The organism is Nocardioides sp., assembly GCF_047602075.1.
GTDB lineage: Bacteria > Actinomycetota > Actinomycetes > Propionibacteriales > Nocardioidaceae > Nocardioides.
The window spans coordinates 1,137,741-1,154,410 of sequence record NZ_JASGIF010000002.1 but is presented as its reverse complement, the minus strand read 5'-3'; the positions used below and the strand labels follow the sequence as shown (position 1 = coordinate 1,154,410).

Here is a 16,670-nt window from a genome sequence, read left to right as displayed (position 1 = left end):
CGGGATCATGGTGTCTGGAGTCATCGTGTCTGGCTGCGGTCGATCGCCTGGTTGATCAACGCGTCGAGCTCGGCGTTGACGCTGGCGAAGCGCTCGATGTTGACCATGTGCCCGGCGCCCTGGCACTCCAGGAGGTCCGAGCCGTGAATGCGGGCGTGCAACTTGCGGCTGTGCCCGACGGCGGTGATCTTGTCCGATGTGCCGCAGATGATGGCGGTCGGGACCTTGGCCACGATCGGGCACGCATCCCAGGTGTCGAGGTTGGCGAAGGCCGGGAAGAAGTCGGCGATCACCTCGAACGGCGTCTGGTCGAGCAGGTCGAAGACGAACTCCAACTGGTCGTCGGGCACGTCGGAGCCGAACGCGTAGGCATCGGTGACAGCCAGCGCGAGGTCGTGGCCGCGACTCCGGACCGCATCGATGGCACGACTGCCGCGCGACAGCGTGCCGACGAGTCGCCGGGCGATGCCACTGCCCAGCCCCGCCGGCAGCATCGGGAAGAGGATGCGACCGGGGTCCAGGCCCCCGGCCGTCGTCGAGAGCAGGGCTACCCCGGCGACCTTGGTGCCGAAGAGCTCGGGTCGCTGCTCGGCCAGCGACATGATCGTCATCCCACCCATCGAGTGGCCGACCAGCACGACCGGCTCGTCGCCGGTGAGGTCGTCGATCACTCGGATCAGGTCCTGGCCGAGCTGCTCGATGGTCGAGTGGGCGTCCGGCGAGCGGCCCGACTGTCCGTGCGAGCGCTGGTCGAAGTAGACCGAGCGGATCAGGCCGCGATAGGCCGCCCGCTGGAAGTGCCAGCAGTCCAGGTTCAGCGAATAGCCGTGGCAGAAGATGAGTGTGACGGGCGAGGTGCCGGCGCGCCACACCCCCGGTGCGCACTCGTCGACCTCGGCATGGAGCGGGACACCGTCGTCGGCCACCACGGTGATGACCTGGCCACGCAACGACCCCAGCGGGATCTTGAGATCCACCGGCTGGTGCACCACGCTGGCCGGCGCCGGGGACGCGCCAGCGGACCTGCGGCGGGTGCTCATCGCTGGTCCTCCTCGACGTACCGTCTCACCATTCGCCCCCCGATCCGGGTGACGATCTCATAGCTGATCGTCCCGCTCGCCTCGGCCCAGTCCTGCGCCGTCGGCTCCCCGTGGTCGCCGGGACCGAAGACCAGCACCCGCGTCCCTGGCTCGGGCAGATCGCCGTCGAGGTCGACGACGAACTGGTCCATGCAGATTGTGCCCCGAACCGGTCGACGCCGCCCGGCAACCCAGACTTCCGCACGTGAGGAGGCGTGTCGCGGGATGCCCTCGGCATAGCCGGCCGGCACCAGGCCCACGGTCGTCGGATGTTCGGCGACCCAGGTGTGACCGTAGGAGACGCCCGTGCCCGCGGCGATCGGCTTGGCCATCGCCAGTGGCGTCTGGACGGTCATCGCGGGCCTCAGATCGAGGTCGGGCAGGTGACCGGGGGCCGGATCCAGGCCGTAGACGAGCAGCCCCGCCCTGACCAGGTCGAAGCGGGAGGAGGACCGGAGTACGGCGGCCGCGGAGTTGGCCAGGTGGCGCACCTCCGGACGCAGTCCGGCCGTCTCGGCGATCGCAAGCGCCTCCCGGAAGACGCGCTCCTGAGCGTCGTTCGACGGGTGTTCCGGGTCGTCGCTGCAGGCGAAGTGGGACCAGATGCCCGTGACGCGCAGCTGGCCCTCCTCCTCCCACTCGCGAGCCTCGGCCACCAGCCGCGGCCAGTCGGCCGTCGGACAGCCGCCGCGCGACAGACCGGTGTCGACCTTGAGCTGGACCCTGGCCGCGCGACCGACCGACCGGCCGGCCGCTGCGATCAACCGCAGCTCGCGCCTCGAGTAGGCCGTCATGTCGATGTCCTGACGCACGGCCTCCTCGTAGGGCACCTGGCCCGGCAGGTCGAGCCAGGCCAGGATTCGCCCGGTGTCACCGAGTCTCCGCAGCTCGAGGCCTTCGGCCACTCTGGCCACACCGAGCCAAGGCACCCCGGCTGCCCGAGCCGCGTGAGCCACCGGCTCGAGGCCGTGGCCGTAGGCATCCGCCTTGACCACAGCCATCAGCTGCGCCGGAGCGATCACCTCGGTGAGGATCGCGCAGTTGTGCCGGATCGCCGACAGATCCACCAGGATCTCGGCTTCGTCGAGCTCCTCCGGCCCCGCCATGTCTCCATTCTCGCATCGCGGTGTGCTTGAGCCCGGGGTGGCCGTCTGCTGCGGGGTTGTGGCGTCTCCTGCTCCCCTATGGGTGCTGACTGCCTGGTCTACCGGACACTCAGCACCCATAACCGCGCAGCAGATGGGTGCGAGCACCCACAGACCCGCGGGAGACCGACGGCGCGCGGGCCCCGACCCCCGACTCCGGATCTAGTCGTCCCCGGCCAGGGTCAGCGCGATGACCTCGGGGAGCGCCTCCGCGACGTCGCCCGCCCGAAGCGGGGCGCCGACCAGCGTTGCGGCGGCGCCGTGCAGCCAGGCGCCGACGGCGGCTGCTTGGAGCGGCTCCAACCCACCGGTGAGGAGCGCGCCGATCAGGCCGGCGAGCACGTCGCCGGCCCCCGCCGTGGCGAGCCAGGGCACACCGGTGGTGTTGACGAGCACTCGTCCGGACGGGTCGGCGACCAGGGTGTGCCGCCCCTTGAGCAGCACCACGGAGTCGAAGCGGGCCGCGGCCGCCCGCACGTGAGGCAAGGGGGCAGCCTCGATCACGGCCCGGTCGACGTCGAGGAGTGCGGACAGCTCACCGGCGTGAGGCGTGAGCACGGTTGGGACAGGAGTCGGGCCGCTCACCTGGGCGAGCGCGTCGGCGTCGATGACCACCGGCACCCCGTCTGCCAGACAGGCCGCGAGCGCATCACCAGCCTCCGGGCCGCCGCCACACCCGGTCACCCAGGCCTGGACCCGGCCCGGGCCGACCACTTCGGGGTGGGTGAGCCGGATCGCGTCGGCGGCCGCGCCGTCGTACCGCACCATGCCGGCCAGCCCGCAACTCGCCCCCGCCACCGACAGCATCGCGGCTCCGGGGTAGAGCGCCGAGCCGGTGCGCAGCCCGACCACGCCGCGGGAGTACTTGTGTCCGCTGGCCGCTGGCCGCGGCAGCAGCGCGGCCACGTCCTCGGCCTGCAGCGCCTGCACCGGCGCATCCCCATGGCCAGGAAGCACTGCAGTCAGCCCGATGTCGACGAGTTGTACGACGCCGCACGCGAGCGCCGCCGGGTCGACCAGGTGGGCGATCTTGTGGGTGCCGAAGGTGACCGTGACGCTGGCAGACACATGGGCGCCGGTCACCTCGCCGGTGTCCACCTCGACGCCGGAGGGCACATCGACGGCGACCACGGGAGCCGACCCGCAGGCGGCAAGTGCGGCGGCCGCGGGCTCGCGGAGTGGCCCGCTGGCACCGATCCCGACGATGCCGTCGAGGACCACCTCCGGCTCAGCGGGACTCAGCTCGGCAAGGTCGGCCGTCGACCAGCCGCCAACGGCATGCAGGGCGGTGAGTCCGGCGGCATGGGCCCGACCCGGATCCAGCAGCATCGCCTCCACCTGGGCGCCGCGGCGGGCCAGCATCGCGCCCGCGAAGAGCGCGTCGCCACCGTTGTCGCCCGACCCGACCAGCAGACGGATGCGCCGCCCATAGCTGCCACCGAGGAGATCCACCACGGCCGCCGCCAGTCCGGCCGCCGCCCGCTGCATGAGGGCACCGTCGGGCACCCGGGCCGTCAGCTCCGCCTCGGCCGCCCGCACCTGGGCGACGGTGTGTGCGCGCCGCATGGTCAGCGCTCCAGCACGACGACGGCCGAGGAGATGCCGGCGTCGTGCGACATGGAGACGTGCACGTGCTCGACGCCGAGCTCCTGGGCCCGACGCAGGACGGTGTCGTGCAGTTCGAACGACGGACTCCCGTCCTCGGCGGTGTGCACGATCGCATCGGTCCACACCAGCCCGGTCGGCGCGCCGAGCGCCTTGGCCAGCGCCTCCTTGGCGGCGAACCGGGCGGCCAGGGAGGCGTCGGTGCGCCCGTGCTCCTCTGAGGTGGCGAACAGGCGGGTCCGCAGGGCCGGCGTACGCACCAAGGTGGCTGCGAACCGCTCGATGTCCACCACGTCGATGCCGACCCCGACGACCGCCACGACCCCGGCGCCTACTCGACGGTGACGGACTTGGCGAGGTTGCGCGGCTGGTCGACATCGTGACCGCGCAAGGTGGCCAGCTCACAGGCGAACAGCTGGAGGGGGACGACGGCAGCCAGCGGCTGCAGCAGCGTCGAGACGCGCGGGAGTCGGATCAGCTCGTCGGCGAACGGGAGCACCGACTGATCGCCCTCCTCGACCAGCACGATGGTGCGGGCGCCGCGGGCACGGATCTCCTGGATCGCGCTGATCATCTTGTCGTGGAGCTGGTCTCGGCCCAGCGGCGGGATCACGCAGAAGACCGGTAGCCCTGGCTCGATCAGCGCGATCGGCCCGTGCTTGAGCTCGCCGGCAGCGAAGCCCTCGGCGTGCAGGTAGGCGAGCTCCTTCAGCTTCAGCGCCCCCTCGAGGGCGACCGGATAGCCCGCGTGACGGCCCAAGAACAGCACCGACCGCTGGTCGCTGAGCCGAGCGGAGAGCTCGTAGAGGTCGGGCGCCTCGTCCAGGATCGCCTGGAGCTTCTCCGGCATGGTCTGCAGCTCGGCGACGACCGAGGCGACCTCGTCGCCGAACTTGGTGCCGCGCACCTGGGCGAGATAGAGCCCGAGCAGGTAGCAGGCGACCAGCTGGGTGGTGAACCCCTTGGTGGAGGCCACGCCGATCTCCGGGCCGGCGTGGGTGTAGATGACCGCATCGGACTCGCGCGGAATGGTCGAGCCGTTGGTGTTGCAGATCGCCAGCACCTTCGAGCCCTGCTCGCGCGCGTGCCGGATCGCCATCAGCGTGTCGGCTGTCTCGCCCGACTGGCTGATCGCCACGACCAGGGTCGACTTGGTCAGGATCGGATCGCGATAGCGGAACTCGTGGGCGAGCTCGACCTCACACGGGATCCGGGTCCAATGCTCGATGGCGTACTTCGCCACCAGGCCGGCGTAGTGGGCGGTGCCGCAGCCGATGATGATGATCTTGTCGATGGCCCGCAGCTCGGCGTCGCTCATCCGCATCTCGTCGAGCTGCAGCTGGCCCTCCTGGTCGTGCCGACCGAGGAGCGCGTCGGACACGGCGCGGGGCTGCTCGAAGATCTCCTTGCGCATGAACCAGTCGTAGCCGTCCTTCTGGGCAGCCGAGAGGTCCCAGTCGACGTGGTACTGCACGGCATGCGCCGGCTGTCCGTCGAAGTCGGTGATCTCCACCGCGTCCCTGGTGATCGTGACGACCTGGTCCTGGCCCAGCTCGAGGGCCTCGCGGGTGTGCTCGATGAAGGCGGCGACGTCGGAGCCGAGAAAGTTCTCGCCCTCCCCGAGGCCGACCACGAGCGGTGAGTTGCGTCGAGCGGCGACGACCCGGTCGGGATCATGCGAGTCGACCGCGACCAGCGTGAAGGCCCCCTCGAGTCGGCGGCACACCCGCTGCATGGCGGTGGTCAGGTCGACGCCGTCCTCGACCTCGCGCTCGAGCAGGTGGGCGGCGACCTCGGTGTCGGTGTCGGAGACCATCTCGACGCCGGCGTCCTCAAGCGTTGCGCGCAGCTCGGCGAAGTTCTCGATGATTCCGTTGTGCACGACCGCCACCCGACCGTGGCTCCCCAGGTGCGGGTGAGCGTTGCGGTCGGTGGGCGCGCCGTGGGTGGCCCACCGGGTGTGCCCGACACCGGCGCCCGCCAGCGGCAGCGGCGACTCCGACAACGCCTTCTCGAGGTTGGCGAGCTTGCCGGCGCGCTTGTCGGTGTGCAGCTGACCGTCGTGGACCAAGGCGATGCCGGCCGAGTCGTAGCCGCGATACTCCAGCCGACGAAGCCCGTCGATGACGACGCCCTCCGCCGAGCGATCACCGACGTAGCCCACGATTCCGCACATGGGCCTCAGTCTAGTGACGCGGCCACGGGAAGGTTCATCGTTCGGCCGGGCCCGAGTCGGGATCGACCTGCTGCAACAATGCTGGGCATGGCGGCAGGCGGAGGCTCCGAGGCCTCGCCGTACGTCGAACTCGACCGCGCTGCCTGGGCGGCGCTGGACTCCGACAGCGAGAGTCCGCTGTCGGCCGAGGAGATCTCCCGTCTGCGTGGTCTCGGCGACGCGCTGGACCTGGACGAGGTGCGCCAGGTCTACCTGCCGTTGTCGCGCCTGCTGAGTCTGTACGTCGAAGCGGCGGCGGCGCTGCACCGCCAGCAGGAGGCGTTCTTGCATCGGACCCAGCCGCCACGGACGCCGTTCGTGATCGGGCTCGCGGGCTCGGTCGCGGTCGGCAAGTCGACCACCGCCCGCGTGCTCCAGCAGATGCTGGCGCACTGGCCGGCCCACCCCCATGTCGCGCTGGTCACCACGGATGGGTTCTTGCTGCCCAACGCCGAGCTGACCCGGCGCGGCATCATGCACCGCAAGGGCTTCCCCGAGTCCTACGACCAGCGTGCACTGCTGCGCTTCGTGAGTGACATCAAGTCGGGCCACGACGAGCTGGCGGCGCCGACGTATTCCCACCTCACCTACGATGTCGTCCCCGACCAGCCGATCACGATCCGACAACCCGACATCGTCATCGTCGAGGGCCTCAACGTGCTGCAGCCCGCTCGGGTCCGCGAGGATGGCCGCACCGGCCTCGCGGTGAGCGACTTCTTCGACTTCTCGGTCTATGTCGACGCCGCCGAGCGGGACATCCGGCGCTGGTATGTCGAGCGGTTCCTGCGACTGCGCGAGACCGCCTTCCGCGACCCGGCGTCGTACTTCTCCCGCTACGGCTCGCTCAGCGAGGAGGAGGCGGTCGACGAGGCGGGCCGGATCTGGGACTCGATCAACGGCCCGAACCTGGTCGAGAACATCATCCCGACCCGATCCCGGGCCACCCTGGTGCTCCGCAAGGCCGCCGACCACTCCGTCCGCTACGTGCGCCTCCGCAAGCTCTGAGCCTGGATCCGCGGAGGGCCCTACTCGGTGGTGAGGACGCGCAGGTGGCCTCGGCGGGCGGTCTCGCGGGCGTGGACGGGCTCCGACACGGGCGGCGGAGGGGCTGGCTTGGCCGCCTCGCGGACCGCATCGGCCAGGGCCAGCAGGTCATCGCTGGACGGGCCGACGGTCGACGGGTCGGGAGCGAGTCTGAGCACCTCCCAGCCCAGCGGCGCCGAGAGCCGCTCGCTGTGCGCCTCGCACAGGTCGTAGGCGTGCGGCTCGGCATACACCGCCAGCGGGCCTAGGACGGCCGTCTGGTCGGCGTACACATAGGTCAGCGTGGCGACCGCCGGCCGACCGCAGGCGGTGCGCGAGCAGCGGCGGGTGGGAGTCACGCCGCCGACGGTACCGCCCGGATCAGCGGGTGACGTTTAGGCTCGCGGCATGGAGCAGATGCGCCCACGACGTCGCACCCGGGATCGACGCGGTCGAGGCATGCGCGGGCCGGCCGTGCTGCCGCTGCGGCCCGGTTCCCCCGCCCTCCGCACCGCCCGGCAGCGCTTCGACGCGGTCGTCTTGGACGTGGTGGCGGAGTTGGAGGAGCGCTGGCACGACCGGCTCGGCCTGGTGGAGTACGCCGTCGAGGACACCCCGCAGCTCCCCGACGACTGGGGCACTCGCACGGTGCCGCTGTCGTCGCTGGTGCGCGGGACGGGCGCACGCCCCACCCGCCTGGTGATCTTCCGTCGGCCGATCGAGCACCGAGCCGAGTCCGCTGCCGATCTGGAAGTCATGGTGCACACGGTGCTGGTGGAGCAGGCGGCCGAGCTGCTGGGGCTGACGCCGGAGCAGGTGGATCCGCGCTACCGGGGCGACTGACCCGCGCAGGAACCGAGCGGCCCCGAGGATCCGCTCACGGCCCGGCCGGAGCCACCTGGGCGGTGAGTGAGTGCTGCGGCACATCCAGCACGGGCACCACGGTGGCACCCTTCGGAGTCGCCACCACCACTGCGGCCGCGATCCCGAGATCGGCGCTGGTCAGGTCGAGCAGCGCGCCGTCGCGGGGCAACGGCACGGTCAGACTGCGGTCGGGCACCACCCGGAGGGTCCGCTCCAACACCGCCTCGCCGGCTGCATTGCGCACGGTGAGCGTCGCCCGACCGGCAGAGGTGGCGCCGGCCAGCACCAGGCTGGCGGTGGCCGCTCCGGTCAGCGGCGGCCCAGCGGCGGCGGGAAGGAGCGCCGCACCCTCCTCGCCCAGGCCGGCCGCGGACGGTGTCAGCACCAGGTCCCCGGCCACACGGGACCGGACGGCCGCCGTGAGCGGGACGCTGGAGTCCACCAGCACCCCGGTAGCGCCCTCCGCTGCCTTCCCCGACAACACCTGAGCGAGCGGCACCCTCAGCACCGATCCTGGCCGGACCCGAATGCGGGGCAGTCCTGTCGGCTCGAAGGTGTTGGAGTCGGTGACCAGCTCCAGCGAGACCACGGCCTCGCTCTCCCCGGGGTTGGCCAGCGTCAGCACACGTCGCTCGCCGTCACGCGGCAGCCCGAGCAGCAGGTTGGCCGTGCTCGGCTCGGCCTGACCGGGTAGCCACTCCCCGGTTCGACTCGACTCGTTGAGCCCGGCCGACTCCAGCGCCGTGATCGCGGCACGACCGCGCGACACCGCTACCTGCACGGCCAGCTCGCCGCGGCGCGGGATCGTCTGGGCGAGGTCGACGGTGGCAACGCTGCGGCCCGGCACTCGGATCCCGCGCACCTCCGGGGTGTCCACCAACCCCTTGCCGCTATAGACACTGACATCCACGACCGCTGGCCCGGCATCGGGATTGGCGATCTGGAGCACGGTCTGCTGGCCTGCGCGAGCGCCGACGCCGGTGAACCAGACCTCGGAGGAGGCGACCGGACACTGGACGGAGGCGACCGAACCGCTGGCGAAGCGCGCTGCCACCAACCCGACGGCCGACGCGTCCTGCGCGGTGAGCACCACACTGTCAGCCCCCGCGTCCGCGGTCGCAACCGCGCCGGCCGGGAGCCGTAGGGGGGTCGGCTCAGAGGGGCCCCGAGCCAGCGTGCGTTGGGTAGCCTGCGCCGCACTGCCGGTGGCGTTGGCCACCGCGACCGTGTCGTCGGACGAGCCGGGGGGGCAGCCGCGATCCAACTGGACCAGGCGGCTTTCCGACGGCGGGTGGGCGACTGCCGGTGTCGAGTGAGGCTTCACCAAGACGACCGCGGCTGCGGTCACCACCGGCAGCGCGAGCGCGATCAGAGTGGTCACGTCGGGGCGACGGCGGCCCTGGACTGCGCGCCGCCCGCGCTGAGCCGGCGACTCGGTCATCTCCGAACCCTCTTCCTGGTCGGACCACACAGCACCAGAGCGGCCGCGAGCAGCACGAGCTGAACGACGATCAGGGCCGTGCGCACCCATGAGCCCGGCCCGGAGACCGCTGTCGGGCTCGGCTCGCGCTCGACCTGCCAGGCCCTGGTGTCGCGGTCCTGCGCACTGGCCTGGACGAGACCGACCGACGCGTCGAGCGTCGCCGAGACCTGGCCGTCCGCGGGGGCATCCAGCAGCACGTACTCGATGCCGGCCTTGGACAGCGCCGCGGCCGCGCCAGCGGCGGGCCGGGACACCAGCGTGCGCACGCTCGCGGTGAACTCGCGATCTTCGGGGGTCAGCGCGATGATCTCGTCCTCGCCCAGGGTGATGCCGTCCTCACGTCGGATCGTGTAGGTGAGGCCTTCGGCCACGGAGCCCTGCAATACGAGTACGCCGTGCTCCGGGCCACGTGCCGAGCTGATCTCGCATGTAGGCAGGGACCACGTCGTCCGGTGAGGTGGTGAGCGAGTCATGGCCACCCACGACAAACCAGCCCGTGCCGACCAGCACCACCGCGCCCAGGAGCACGGTCGCGAGCACCGCCCCCACCCGGCGCCAGCTGCCGACCAGCTGATGGGCCAACTCCTCGCCGGCGAGGACCACAGCAGTGATGAACGTCCCTTGGATCACCACCGCGAAGACGCCCAGCCCGGCAGTCGCAGTCCCGCCCAGCACCGGGATCCGCACCTGGTTGACGGCCAGTGCCGACGCCGCCGCGGCCAGCGCGATGATCCAGCATCCGGCCACCAGCAGTCGCGGCCCGCGAGGCACCAGAGCGACCAGGGCCAACACCGCCACCGTCGCCCCGAGGAGCATCGGAGCCGGCTGGCTTCCGGCACGACCGACGATCAGGTCCCACCCGGACAGCGACTCCGAGGGGAGCCGCCCCGCACCCAGCAGCAGACCGCGCACCGGCCCGTCGACCAACAACGGCCCCAGCCAGGGCAGCAGCAGCAGCAACGGCAGCCCGATGGCGACCAGGGGCGGCCCAGCGACGGAGCGCTGGCGCATCGAGCCGGGGCTGACCGCCACGCCGACCACGGCGAGCAGCAGGCCCACCAGCAGCGCGACCAGCCAGAGGCCGGGGGTAAACGCGACCGCCAGGGCGAGCAGCAGCCCGGTGCGCCAGCCGGCCCGCCAGCGACGGTCCGGCTCGGGGTCGGCGAAACCCAGCGCAGCATGGGCCAGCCACGGCAGCACCGCGGCCGTGACGACGGTGCCCAGCCGACCGTCGCCCCAAGCTCCACTCGTCGCGAGCACCAGGGCATAGCTGACCGCGCCCCAGGCCAGCAGCCAGCGCGAGGCCCCCTCCGCCCAGCGCAGGTGACCGGCGACCCGCAGGAAACGCCAGGCTCCCCAGAGCGCAACGGGCACAGCGAGGGCGAGGGTCAGCGACACCAGTAGTGGCGCATTGCCGCCCAGCAGACTCGCGCCCAAGGCGAGCGGCAGCAGGTACGCCGGCGCCGGCACATCCGTGCCGGTCACGAGCGGGTGCCAGTGCTGGGTATAGGTGCGCCACCAGTCGCCGGCATGCGCCGGTGCCGGCGCCAGCGCGCCGCCGGACACGTGACCCCACACCGTCCGAGAGGCGACCAGCGCGGCGATCACGAAGACGGCGAGCAGGACAGCCACCGGGTTGGTGAGGAATCTGACCAGCAGGCCCGACTCCTCACCGAGCTCGTCCTCCTCCTGCCGCCGCGGTCGGGCTGGACCGCCCTCGGCGGCGATCCGGGCCGCGCGGCGCCGCTCGGCGACATCTTGGGCCTGCAACGTGGCGGCAGCAGCGAGGTCGCTGACGAAGTCCAGGCCCTGACGGTAGGGCAGCCACACGGGCGCGAGCAGCGGTTTGACGTCCGCCGGATCGGCGGTGGCCGACGGGCGTCGCCAGCGGCGCGCCCGGACGATCTGGCCCGGGTGGGCATAGATAGACAGCAGTGCCGCCAACTCGTCGAGCGCTTCCCCGACCGAGCGGACCAGGAGGAAGCCCAACATCCGCCAGAACGTGCCGAACGCCAGCCTGATCGCACGGAACGGCAACAGCCGAGAGGGCGAGTTGGCGAGCAGCGTGAACAGCGCGCTGCGTCGCTCCTGGTAGTGCGTATGCCGACCGGTCAGCGGCGTACGCCGCAGCCCGCGGTGCGCCGCCTCGGCATGGAAGACCACCGCCTCCGGGACGACCATGGTGTGCCGACCCGCCAGCGCCGCGCGCCAGCCGAAGTCGAGGTCGTTGCCGAAGATCGGCAGCTCGCGATCGAAGCCGCCCAGCTCCTCCAGCACGCTGCGACGGACCAGCATCCCGGCGGTGTTGACCGCGAGCACCCGGCGCTGCTGGTCGTGCTGGCCCTGGTCGTACTCCCCCCGCTCCAGCCCGGTCTCTCGTCGACCGGTGCCGGTGATGGTGATCCCCAGCTCCAAGAGCCGCTTCAAGGACGGCCACTCACGCAGCTTGGGCCCCAAGATGTCGACATCCGGGTGGGCGCTCGCGGCCGCGAGCAGTTCGGCCAGGGCGGTCGGGGCCGGATTGGAGTCGTCGTGGAGCAGCCAGATCCACTCCGCCTCCGGTGTGGCGCGGAGGCCGATCTCGACCGCTTCGCCGTACGGCGTGCTGCGGGAGGTCGTGTGCACGGCCTGCTCGCCCCAGGTCTCGGTGATGAGCTCGACGCTCTCGTCCTTGCTGCCGGTGTCGACCGCGACGAGATGGTCCACCGGCCGGGTCTGAGCGGCGATTCCGTCGAGCACGGCCGGCAGCCAGGTGGCGCCGCCGTGGCTGACCAGGAGCGCCGTGACAGTCACCGGAGCAGCCTATCCAGGCACCCCTGCCCGGGCCTCACCCTGGGCGGTGCCTCGCGAGCGAGGGATCAGTGCTAGGCGCTGCGACTGCTGCGACTAGATGGCGCGCTTCTTGAGCTTGCGCCGCTCACGCTCGGAGAGGCCGCCCCAGATGCCGAACCGCTCGTCGTGCTGGAGGGCATACTCGAGGCAGTCGTCGCGCACCTCGCAGGTCAGGCAGACCTTCTTGGCCTCCCGGGTGGACCCCCCCTTCTCGGGGAAGAACGCCTCCGGGTCGGTCTGTGCGCACAGCGCACGATCCTGCCAGCCCGCTTCTTCAGCGTCCGGTTCGAGAAGAAACAGCTCTCGCACGGTTCTTGCCCTTTCGACCCGGTCGTGCTCGTCCCCCTGGTGGTGGCGCCCCGGCCGAGACCGCGAGGCCTACACCGAAACACACTGAGGGAATTACATCCGTGTCGTCCCACAAAGTCAAGCCCGGATCTGCTATTGCCGCGAGCACTGGCAAGGTGTCCCCATGCGTGAGGGTGCGTCCGGTGGGATCGCGGTGCTGTCCGGCGGGATCGGTGGAGCCCGCTTCCTCGAGGGTCTGCTGCACGGTCTGCGCGAAGGCATCGTCCCAGGTGAGACCCCCGAAACCGAGGTCACCGTGATCGCGAACACTGGTGACGACTGGTGGATCCACGGCCTCAAGGTCTGCCCGGACCTGGACACCGTGATGTACACCCTCGGCGACGGGATCGACCGCGAACGGGGCTGGGGAAGGCGGGAGGAGACCTGGAGCGCCAGGGCCGAGCTGGAGGCCTACGGTGTCGAGCCGACCTGGTTCGGGCTCGGCGATCGCGATATCGCCACCCACCTGGTCCGCACCCAGATGCTCGAGGCCGGCTACCCGCTCTCCGAGGTGACCGAGGCACTCTGCCGGCGGTGGAATCCGGGAGTGCGACTGCTGCCGATGTCCGACGACCGCGTCGAGACCCACATCGCGATCGCCGATCCGGACTCGCCCAGCGGCCGCCGCGTGGTGCACTTCCAGGAGTACTGGGTCCGCCTGCATGCCGAGGTGCCCGCCGAGGCTGTGGTCGTGGTCGGGCTCGACGCCAGCTCACCCGCGCCTGGCGTCGTCGACGCGTTGCTGACCGCGGATCTGATCATCGTGCCGCCGTCCAATCCGATCGTCTCGATCGGGACCATCCTGGGCGTGCCGGGCATCACTGAGGCCCTCCGGACCACCAAGGCACCGGTCGTCGGCCTCTCCCCCATCGTCGGCGGCACCCACGTCCGGGGCATGGCCCACCAGTTGCTGACCGCCCTGGAGGTGGAGGTCAGTGCGGCGGGGGTGGCGGAGAGGTACGGCGCCCGCGCGGCAGGCGGCATCCTCGACGGCTGGCTGATCGACGAGGTGGACGCGGCGCTGGTCGAGCGGGTCGAGTCCGCGGGCATCGCGTGCCGCGCCGTACCCCTGATGATGACGGACCTCGCCGCCACCGCCGCGATGGCGAAGGCCGCCGTCGAGCTGGTGCGACCGTGACCGAAGTGGAGGAGCCGACCCCACCGCACGCCTTGACCGTCGTCGCCCCGGCGGGCATCCCCGAGATAGACGAGGGCGCCGACCTGGTCGGTCTGCTCTTGGCGGCGCTGGACCCGATCGATGGTGACATCGTGGTCGTCACCAGCAAAGTGGTCGCCAAGCAGGAAGGGCGAGTGCGGACCGGCGATCGCAGCGCAGCCGTGGCCGAGGAGACAGCCAGGGTGGTCGCGCGGCGTGGCAGCACCAGCATCGTGCGGAACCGGCTCGGGGTGACCCTGGCGGCGGCCGGGGTGGATGCCTCCAACGTCGAGCACGGCCGAATCGTGCTGCTGCCCGTGGATCCGGACGCCTCGGCACGACGGCTGCGCGCGGAGGTGTGGCGGCGTGCCGGGGTCAATGTCGGTGTGGTCATCACCGACACGCTCGGCCGAGCCTGGCGGGTCGGCCAGACAGACCAGGCTGTTGGCGCTGCCGGCGTGCGCGTGATCGAGTCCTTCGCCGGCCAGGTCGACCCCTATGGAAACCCGTTGGCGGTCACCGCCCCGGCGGTCGCCGACGAGTTGGCGGGTGCGGCAGAGCTCACCCAGGGCAAGCTGTCCGGCCGACCGATCGCCCTGGTCCGGGGCCGCGCCGACCTGGTCCTCCCCGTCGACGAGGACGGCCCCGGTGCGACGGCGCTGGTGCGGGAGCCGGCGGGGGATCTGTTCGGGTACGGCGCGCGCGAGGCCGTGATCCGCGCCCTCGCCGGAGTCGACGCCGACCGGGTCGGCTTCGGCGCCTCGGTGTCACCCGACGAACTGATCGACGCGCTGGTGCGGGTGCTCGGTCCGGACGCTGTGGTCCGCGACGATCGCTCAGTCGACGACGAACCGGCAGATGGCGAGGGGGTCGCCGCCGTAGGTGTCACCGGCCCCGCCGACACCGTCGCCGCCTTGGCCTTCGCACACGGATGGGCCGTTCAACCTGACAGAGGCTCGGACTCCTGGCTGCTTGCTCCACTCCCGGATTGATCAGGTCGCTCGTCGGTCAGGTCAGTTCGGCGCGACCCTGTGCGCGCAGCCTCTCCACGACCGCCTTCACCTCCTGGGCCCGGGCCGTGGTGGTGACCAACAGCGCATCGCCGGTGTCGACGACGACCACGTCGTCGAGCCCGACCACGGCGACCAGACGATCGGGATGGGTGACCACCAGTCCGCTCGCGTCCACCGTCTGCACGTGATCACGGTCGCCAAGGACGGTCACCCCCTGGCCGTTGGCGCCTAGCAAGGCGTGCAGGCTGGCGAAGTCACCGATGTCGTCCCACTCGAACCCGGCCGGCACCACGGCGACCCGACCCGCCTCGGCGGCTGGCTCTGCCACCGCATGGTCGACCGCGATCCGGGGCAACATCGGCCAGAGGGACGCCAGCATCTCGGGCGCCGAGGCGAGGCGACGGAGCGCGGCGGCGAACTCGGAGTGGTGAACCGCCAACAGGTCCAGCAGCACCCGAGGTCGAGCCACGAACATGCCTGCGTTCCAGCGGAAGCGCCCCGACGCAACATAGTCGGCGGCGACCTGCGCACTCGGCTTCTCGACGAATCGCACCACCATGTGGACGCCCGGATGGTCGGCGAGGTCGGGGCCTTGCTCGATGTACCCGAATCCGGTGGCCGGCCCGGTCGGCTCGATCCCGATCGTCACCAGCCAGTCGTCGCGAGCGGCGGCCACGGCACGGCGTACGCAAGCGCCGAACTCCTCGACGTCACCGATCACGTGGTCGGCGGCGAAGGACCCCATCACCGCATCCGGATCGATCGCCTCGATGGTTGCTGCCGCCCATCCGATCGCGGCCATCGAGTCCCGCGGCGCCGGCTCGGCCAACACCGCACTGGCCCGCAGCGTCGGCAGCTGCGCGCGTACGGCGTCGCGATGGCCCTGCCCGGTCACGACGAGGACTCGGTCGTCGACCAGGGGCTGGAGGCGATCGACGGTGGCCTGCAGCAGCGAACGACCGGCACCGGTCAGGTCGAGCAGGAACTTCGGCTCTGCTTGACGTGACAGCGGCCAGAGTCTGGTCCCGGCGCCGCCGGCGGGGACCACGGCCCAGAAGTGGTCGATGCCGTCCATGGGGCGGCAGCCTACGCTGGCGCCGTGTCCACCTTTCGCGACGTGCTGGCGAGCCGGCTCGCGAACCGCCCCGGGGAGCCACTCCTCACCTTCTACGACGACGAGTCCGGCGAGCGGACGGAGCTGTCCGTCACCACCTATGCCAACTGGGTCGCCAAGACCGCTTCTCTGCTGGCCGACGAGCTCGACCTGGAGCGCGGCGACCGGTTGCTGGTAGATCTGCCCCCACACTGGCTCGGCCCGGTCATCCTCGGCGCCGCCTGGACCATCGGTCTCGAGGTCGTCTGGGACGCCGAGACCGTGGACGCCTGCAGCGCCGTGGTGTGCGGCCCGGCCGCGCTCGATCGGTGGGCTCCACACGCAGCCGACCTCCCGGTCGTCGCGACGGCGCTGTTGCCGCTCGGCGTGCGCTTCCCCAACGGCGCCCCACCGGGCGTGCACGACCTGGGCGTGGAGGTCTGGGGCCAGCCGGACTCGTTCGTGCCCTGGGATCCACCCGGCCCTGACGATCTTGCTGTGGCCGGGCAGACGCATGCCGAACTGTGGTCAGCGGCCTCTGCCGGCACCCTTCTGTCAGCGGGCGGACGCCTGCTCTCCACCGCCAACCCGACCTCCCCGGCCGGGCTGGCCACCTTCACCGAGCCACTCGCCCGCGCAGGCTCCCTGGTCCTGGTCACCCACCCGGATCCCGATCACCTGAAGACGACCTACGCCTCCGAGCACGCCACCGCCTCCCACCCACCCGGCCTCGCCGGCTGACCCCGGCCCCCTGGCGCCGTCTGCCGCGGTGCTGTGGTGGCCCTGACCCAACTCCCGCGGTCCTGTCGTGGGT

At 71.5% G+C, this 16,670-nt stretch carries 16 protein-coding genes; 5 read left to right on the top strand and 11 right to left on the bottom strand.

Annotation, left to right across the window (positions count from 1 at the left end; translation table 11 throughout):
• Positions 1–20: 20 nt before the first annotated feature.
• The 5 genes from QM714_RS18240 to glmS form a co-directional block, all read right to left on the bottom strand.
• A complete protein-coding gene (locus QM714_RS18240) occupies positions 21–1,040 on the bottom strand; it encodes an alpha/beta fold hydrolase (protein WP_415102759.1) in 1,020 nt (339 codons plus the stop codon).
• Positions 1,037–2,185: an alanine racemase gene (gene alr / locus QM714_RS18235; RefSeq protein ID WP_415102758.1), complete on the bottom strand. Its 1,149-nt coding sequence runs from the start codon at positions 2,183–2,185 to the stop codon at positions 1,037–1,039. Before alr ends, QM714_RS18240 begins: the two co-directional genes overlap by 4 nt.
• 201 nt (positions 2,186–2,386) lie before the next feature.
• Positions 2,387–3,790 carry an NAD(P)H-hydrate epimerase gene (locus tag QM714_RS18230; RefSeq protein WP_415102757.1) on the bottom strand — a complete coding sequence of 468 codons (1,404 nt, stop codon included), beginning with the start codon at positions 3,788–3,790 and terminating at the stop codon, positions 2,387–2,389.
• Positions 3,791–3,792: 2 nt separating this feature from the next.
• A complete protein-coding gene (locus QM714_RS18225; protein ID WP_415102756.1) occupies positions 3,793–4,149 on the bottom strand; it encodes a holo-ACP synthase in 357 nt (118 codons plus the stop codon).
• Positions 4,150–4,160: 11 nt separating this feature from the next.
• Positions 4,161–6,005 carry a glutamine--fructose-6-phosphate transaminase (isomerizing) gene (gene glmS, locus QM714_RS18220; protein WP_415102755.1) on the bottom strand — a complete coding sequence of 615 codons (1,845 nt, stop codon included), beginning with the start codon at positions 6,003–6,005 and terminating at the stop codon, positions 4,161–4,163.
• Between the two features lie 87 nt (positions 6,006–6,092).
• Between glmS and coaA the strand changes: the two genes are divergently transcribed.
• Positions 6,093–7,049 (top strand): type I pantothenate kinase, encoded by a 957-nt coding sequence (gene coaA / locus QM714_RS18215; RefSeq protein WP_415102754.1) that lies wholly within the window; start codon positions 6,093–6,095, stop codon positions 7,047–7,049.
• Between the two features lie 20 nt (positions 7,050–7,069).
• Here coaA and QM714_RS18210 read toward each other — a convergent pair whose 3' ends face one another.
• Positions 7,070–7,426, bottom strand: coding sequence for a DUF3499 domain-containing protein (locus QM714_RS18210; protein WP_415102753.1), 357 nt, complete (start codon positions 7,424–7,426; stop codon positions 7,070–7,072).
• Between the two features lie 49 nt (positions 7,427–7,475).
• Here QM714_RS18210 and QM714_RS18205 point away from each other — a divergent pair, with 49 nt between their 5' ends.
• Positions 7,476–7,910, top strand: a complete 435-nt coding sequence (locus QM714_RS18205) for a metallopeptidase family protein (protein ID WP_415102752.1) — start codon at positions 7,476–7,478, stop codon at positions 7,908–7,910.
• A 34-nt stretch (positions 7,911–7,944) separates the two neighbouring features.
• On the opposite strand, the gene QM714_RS18200 is transcribed toward QM714_RS18205, so the two are convergent.
• The 4 genes from QM714_RS18200 to QM714_RS18185 all read right to left on the bottom strand — a co-directional run bounded on the left by QM714_RS18200 (position 7,945) and on the right by QM714_RS18185 (position 12,555).
• Entirely contained in the window at positions 7,945–9,372 is a 1,428-nt protein-coding gene (locus tag QM714_RS18200) for a DUF5719 family protein (RefSeq protein WP_415102751.1), read from the bottom strand.
• Positions 9,369–9,785, bottom strand: a complete 417-nt coding sequence (locus QM714_RS18195; RefSeq protein ID WP_415102750.1) for a hypothetical protein — start codon at positions 9,783–9,785, stop codon at positions 9,369–9,371. The genes QM714_RS18200 and QM714_RS18195 overlap by 4 nt, the downstream gene beginning before the upstream one ends.
• Complete coding sequence (locus tag QM714_RS18190) at positions 9,751–12,207, bottom strand: glycosyltransferase family 2 protein (protein ID WP_415102749.1); 2,457 nt, start codon at positions 12,205–12,207, stop codon at positions 9,751–9,753. Before QM714_RS18190 ends, QM714_RS18195 begins: the two co-directional genes overlap by 35 nt.
• A gap of 93 nt (positions 12,208–12,300) precedes the next feature.
• Positions 12,301–12,555 (bottom strand): WhiB family transcriptional regulator, encoded by a 255-nt coding sequence (locus QM714_RS18185; RefSeq protein ID WP_415102748.1) that lies wholly within the window; start codon positions 12,553–12,555, stop codon positions 12,301–12,303.
• A 163-nt stretch (positions 12,556–12,718) separates the two neighbouring features.
• Between QM714_RS18185 and cofD the strand changes: the two genes are divergently transcribed.
• Entirely contained in the window at positions 12,719–13,732 is a 1,014-nt protein-coding gene (gene cofD, locus QM714_RS18180; RefSeq protein WP_415102747.1) for a 2-phospho-L-lactate transferase, read from the top strand.
• On the top strand, positions 13,729–14,742 hold the full coding sequence (locus tag QM714_RS18175; RefSeq protein WP_415102746.1) for a coenzyme F420-0:L-glutamate ligase: 1,014 nt from the start codon (positions 13,729–13,731) through the stop codon (positions 14,740–14,742). Before cofD ends, QM714_RS18175 begins: the two co-directional genes overlap by 4 nt.
• Before the next feature lie 16 nt (positions 14,743–14,758).
• Here QM714_RS18175 and QM714_RS18170 read toward each other — a convergent pair whose 3' ends face one another.
• The gene (locus tag QM714_RS18170) at positions 14,759–15,838 is read right to left on the bottom strand and encodes a mannose-1-phosphate guanylyltransferase (protein ID WP_415102745.1); all 1,080 of its coding nucleotides are present in this window, start codon (positions 15,836–15,838) and stop codon (positions 14,759–14,761) included.
• 24 nt (positions 15,839–15,862) lie between these two features.
• Here QM714_RS18170 and QM714_RS18165 point away from each other — a divergent pair, with 24 nt between their 5' ends.
• The gene (locus QM714_RS18165; RefSeq protein ID WP_415102744.1) at positions 15,863–16,597 is read left to right on the top strand and encodes a TIGR03089 family protein; all 735 of its coding nucleotides are present in this window, start codon (positions 15,863–15,865) and stop codon (positions 16,595–16,597) included.
• Positions 16,598–16,670: the final 73 nt, after the last annotated feature.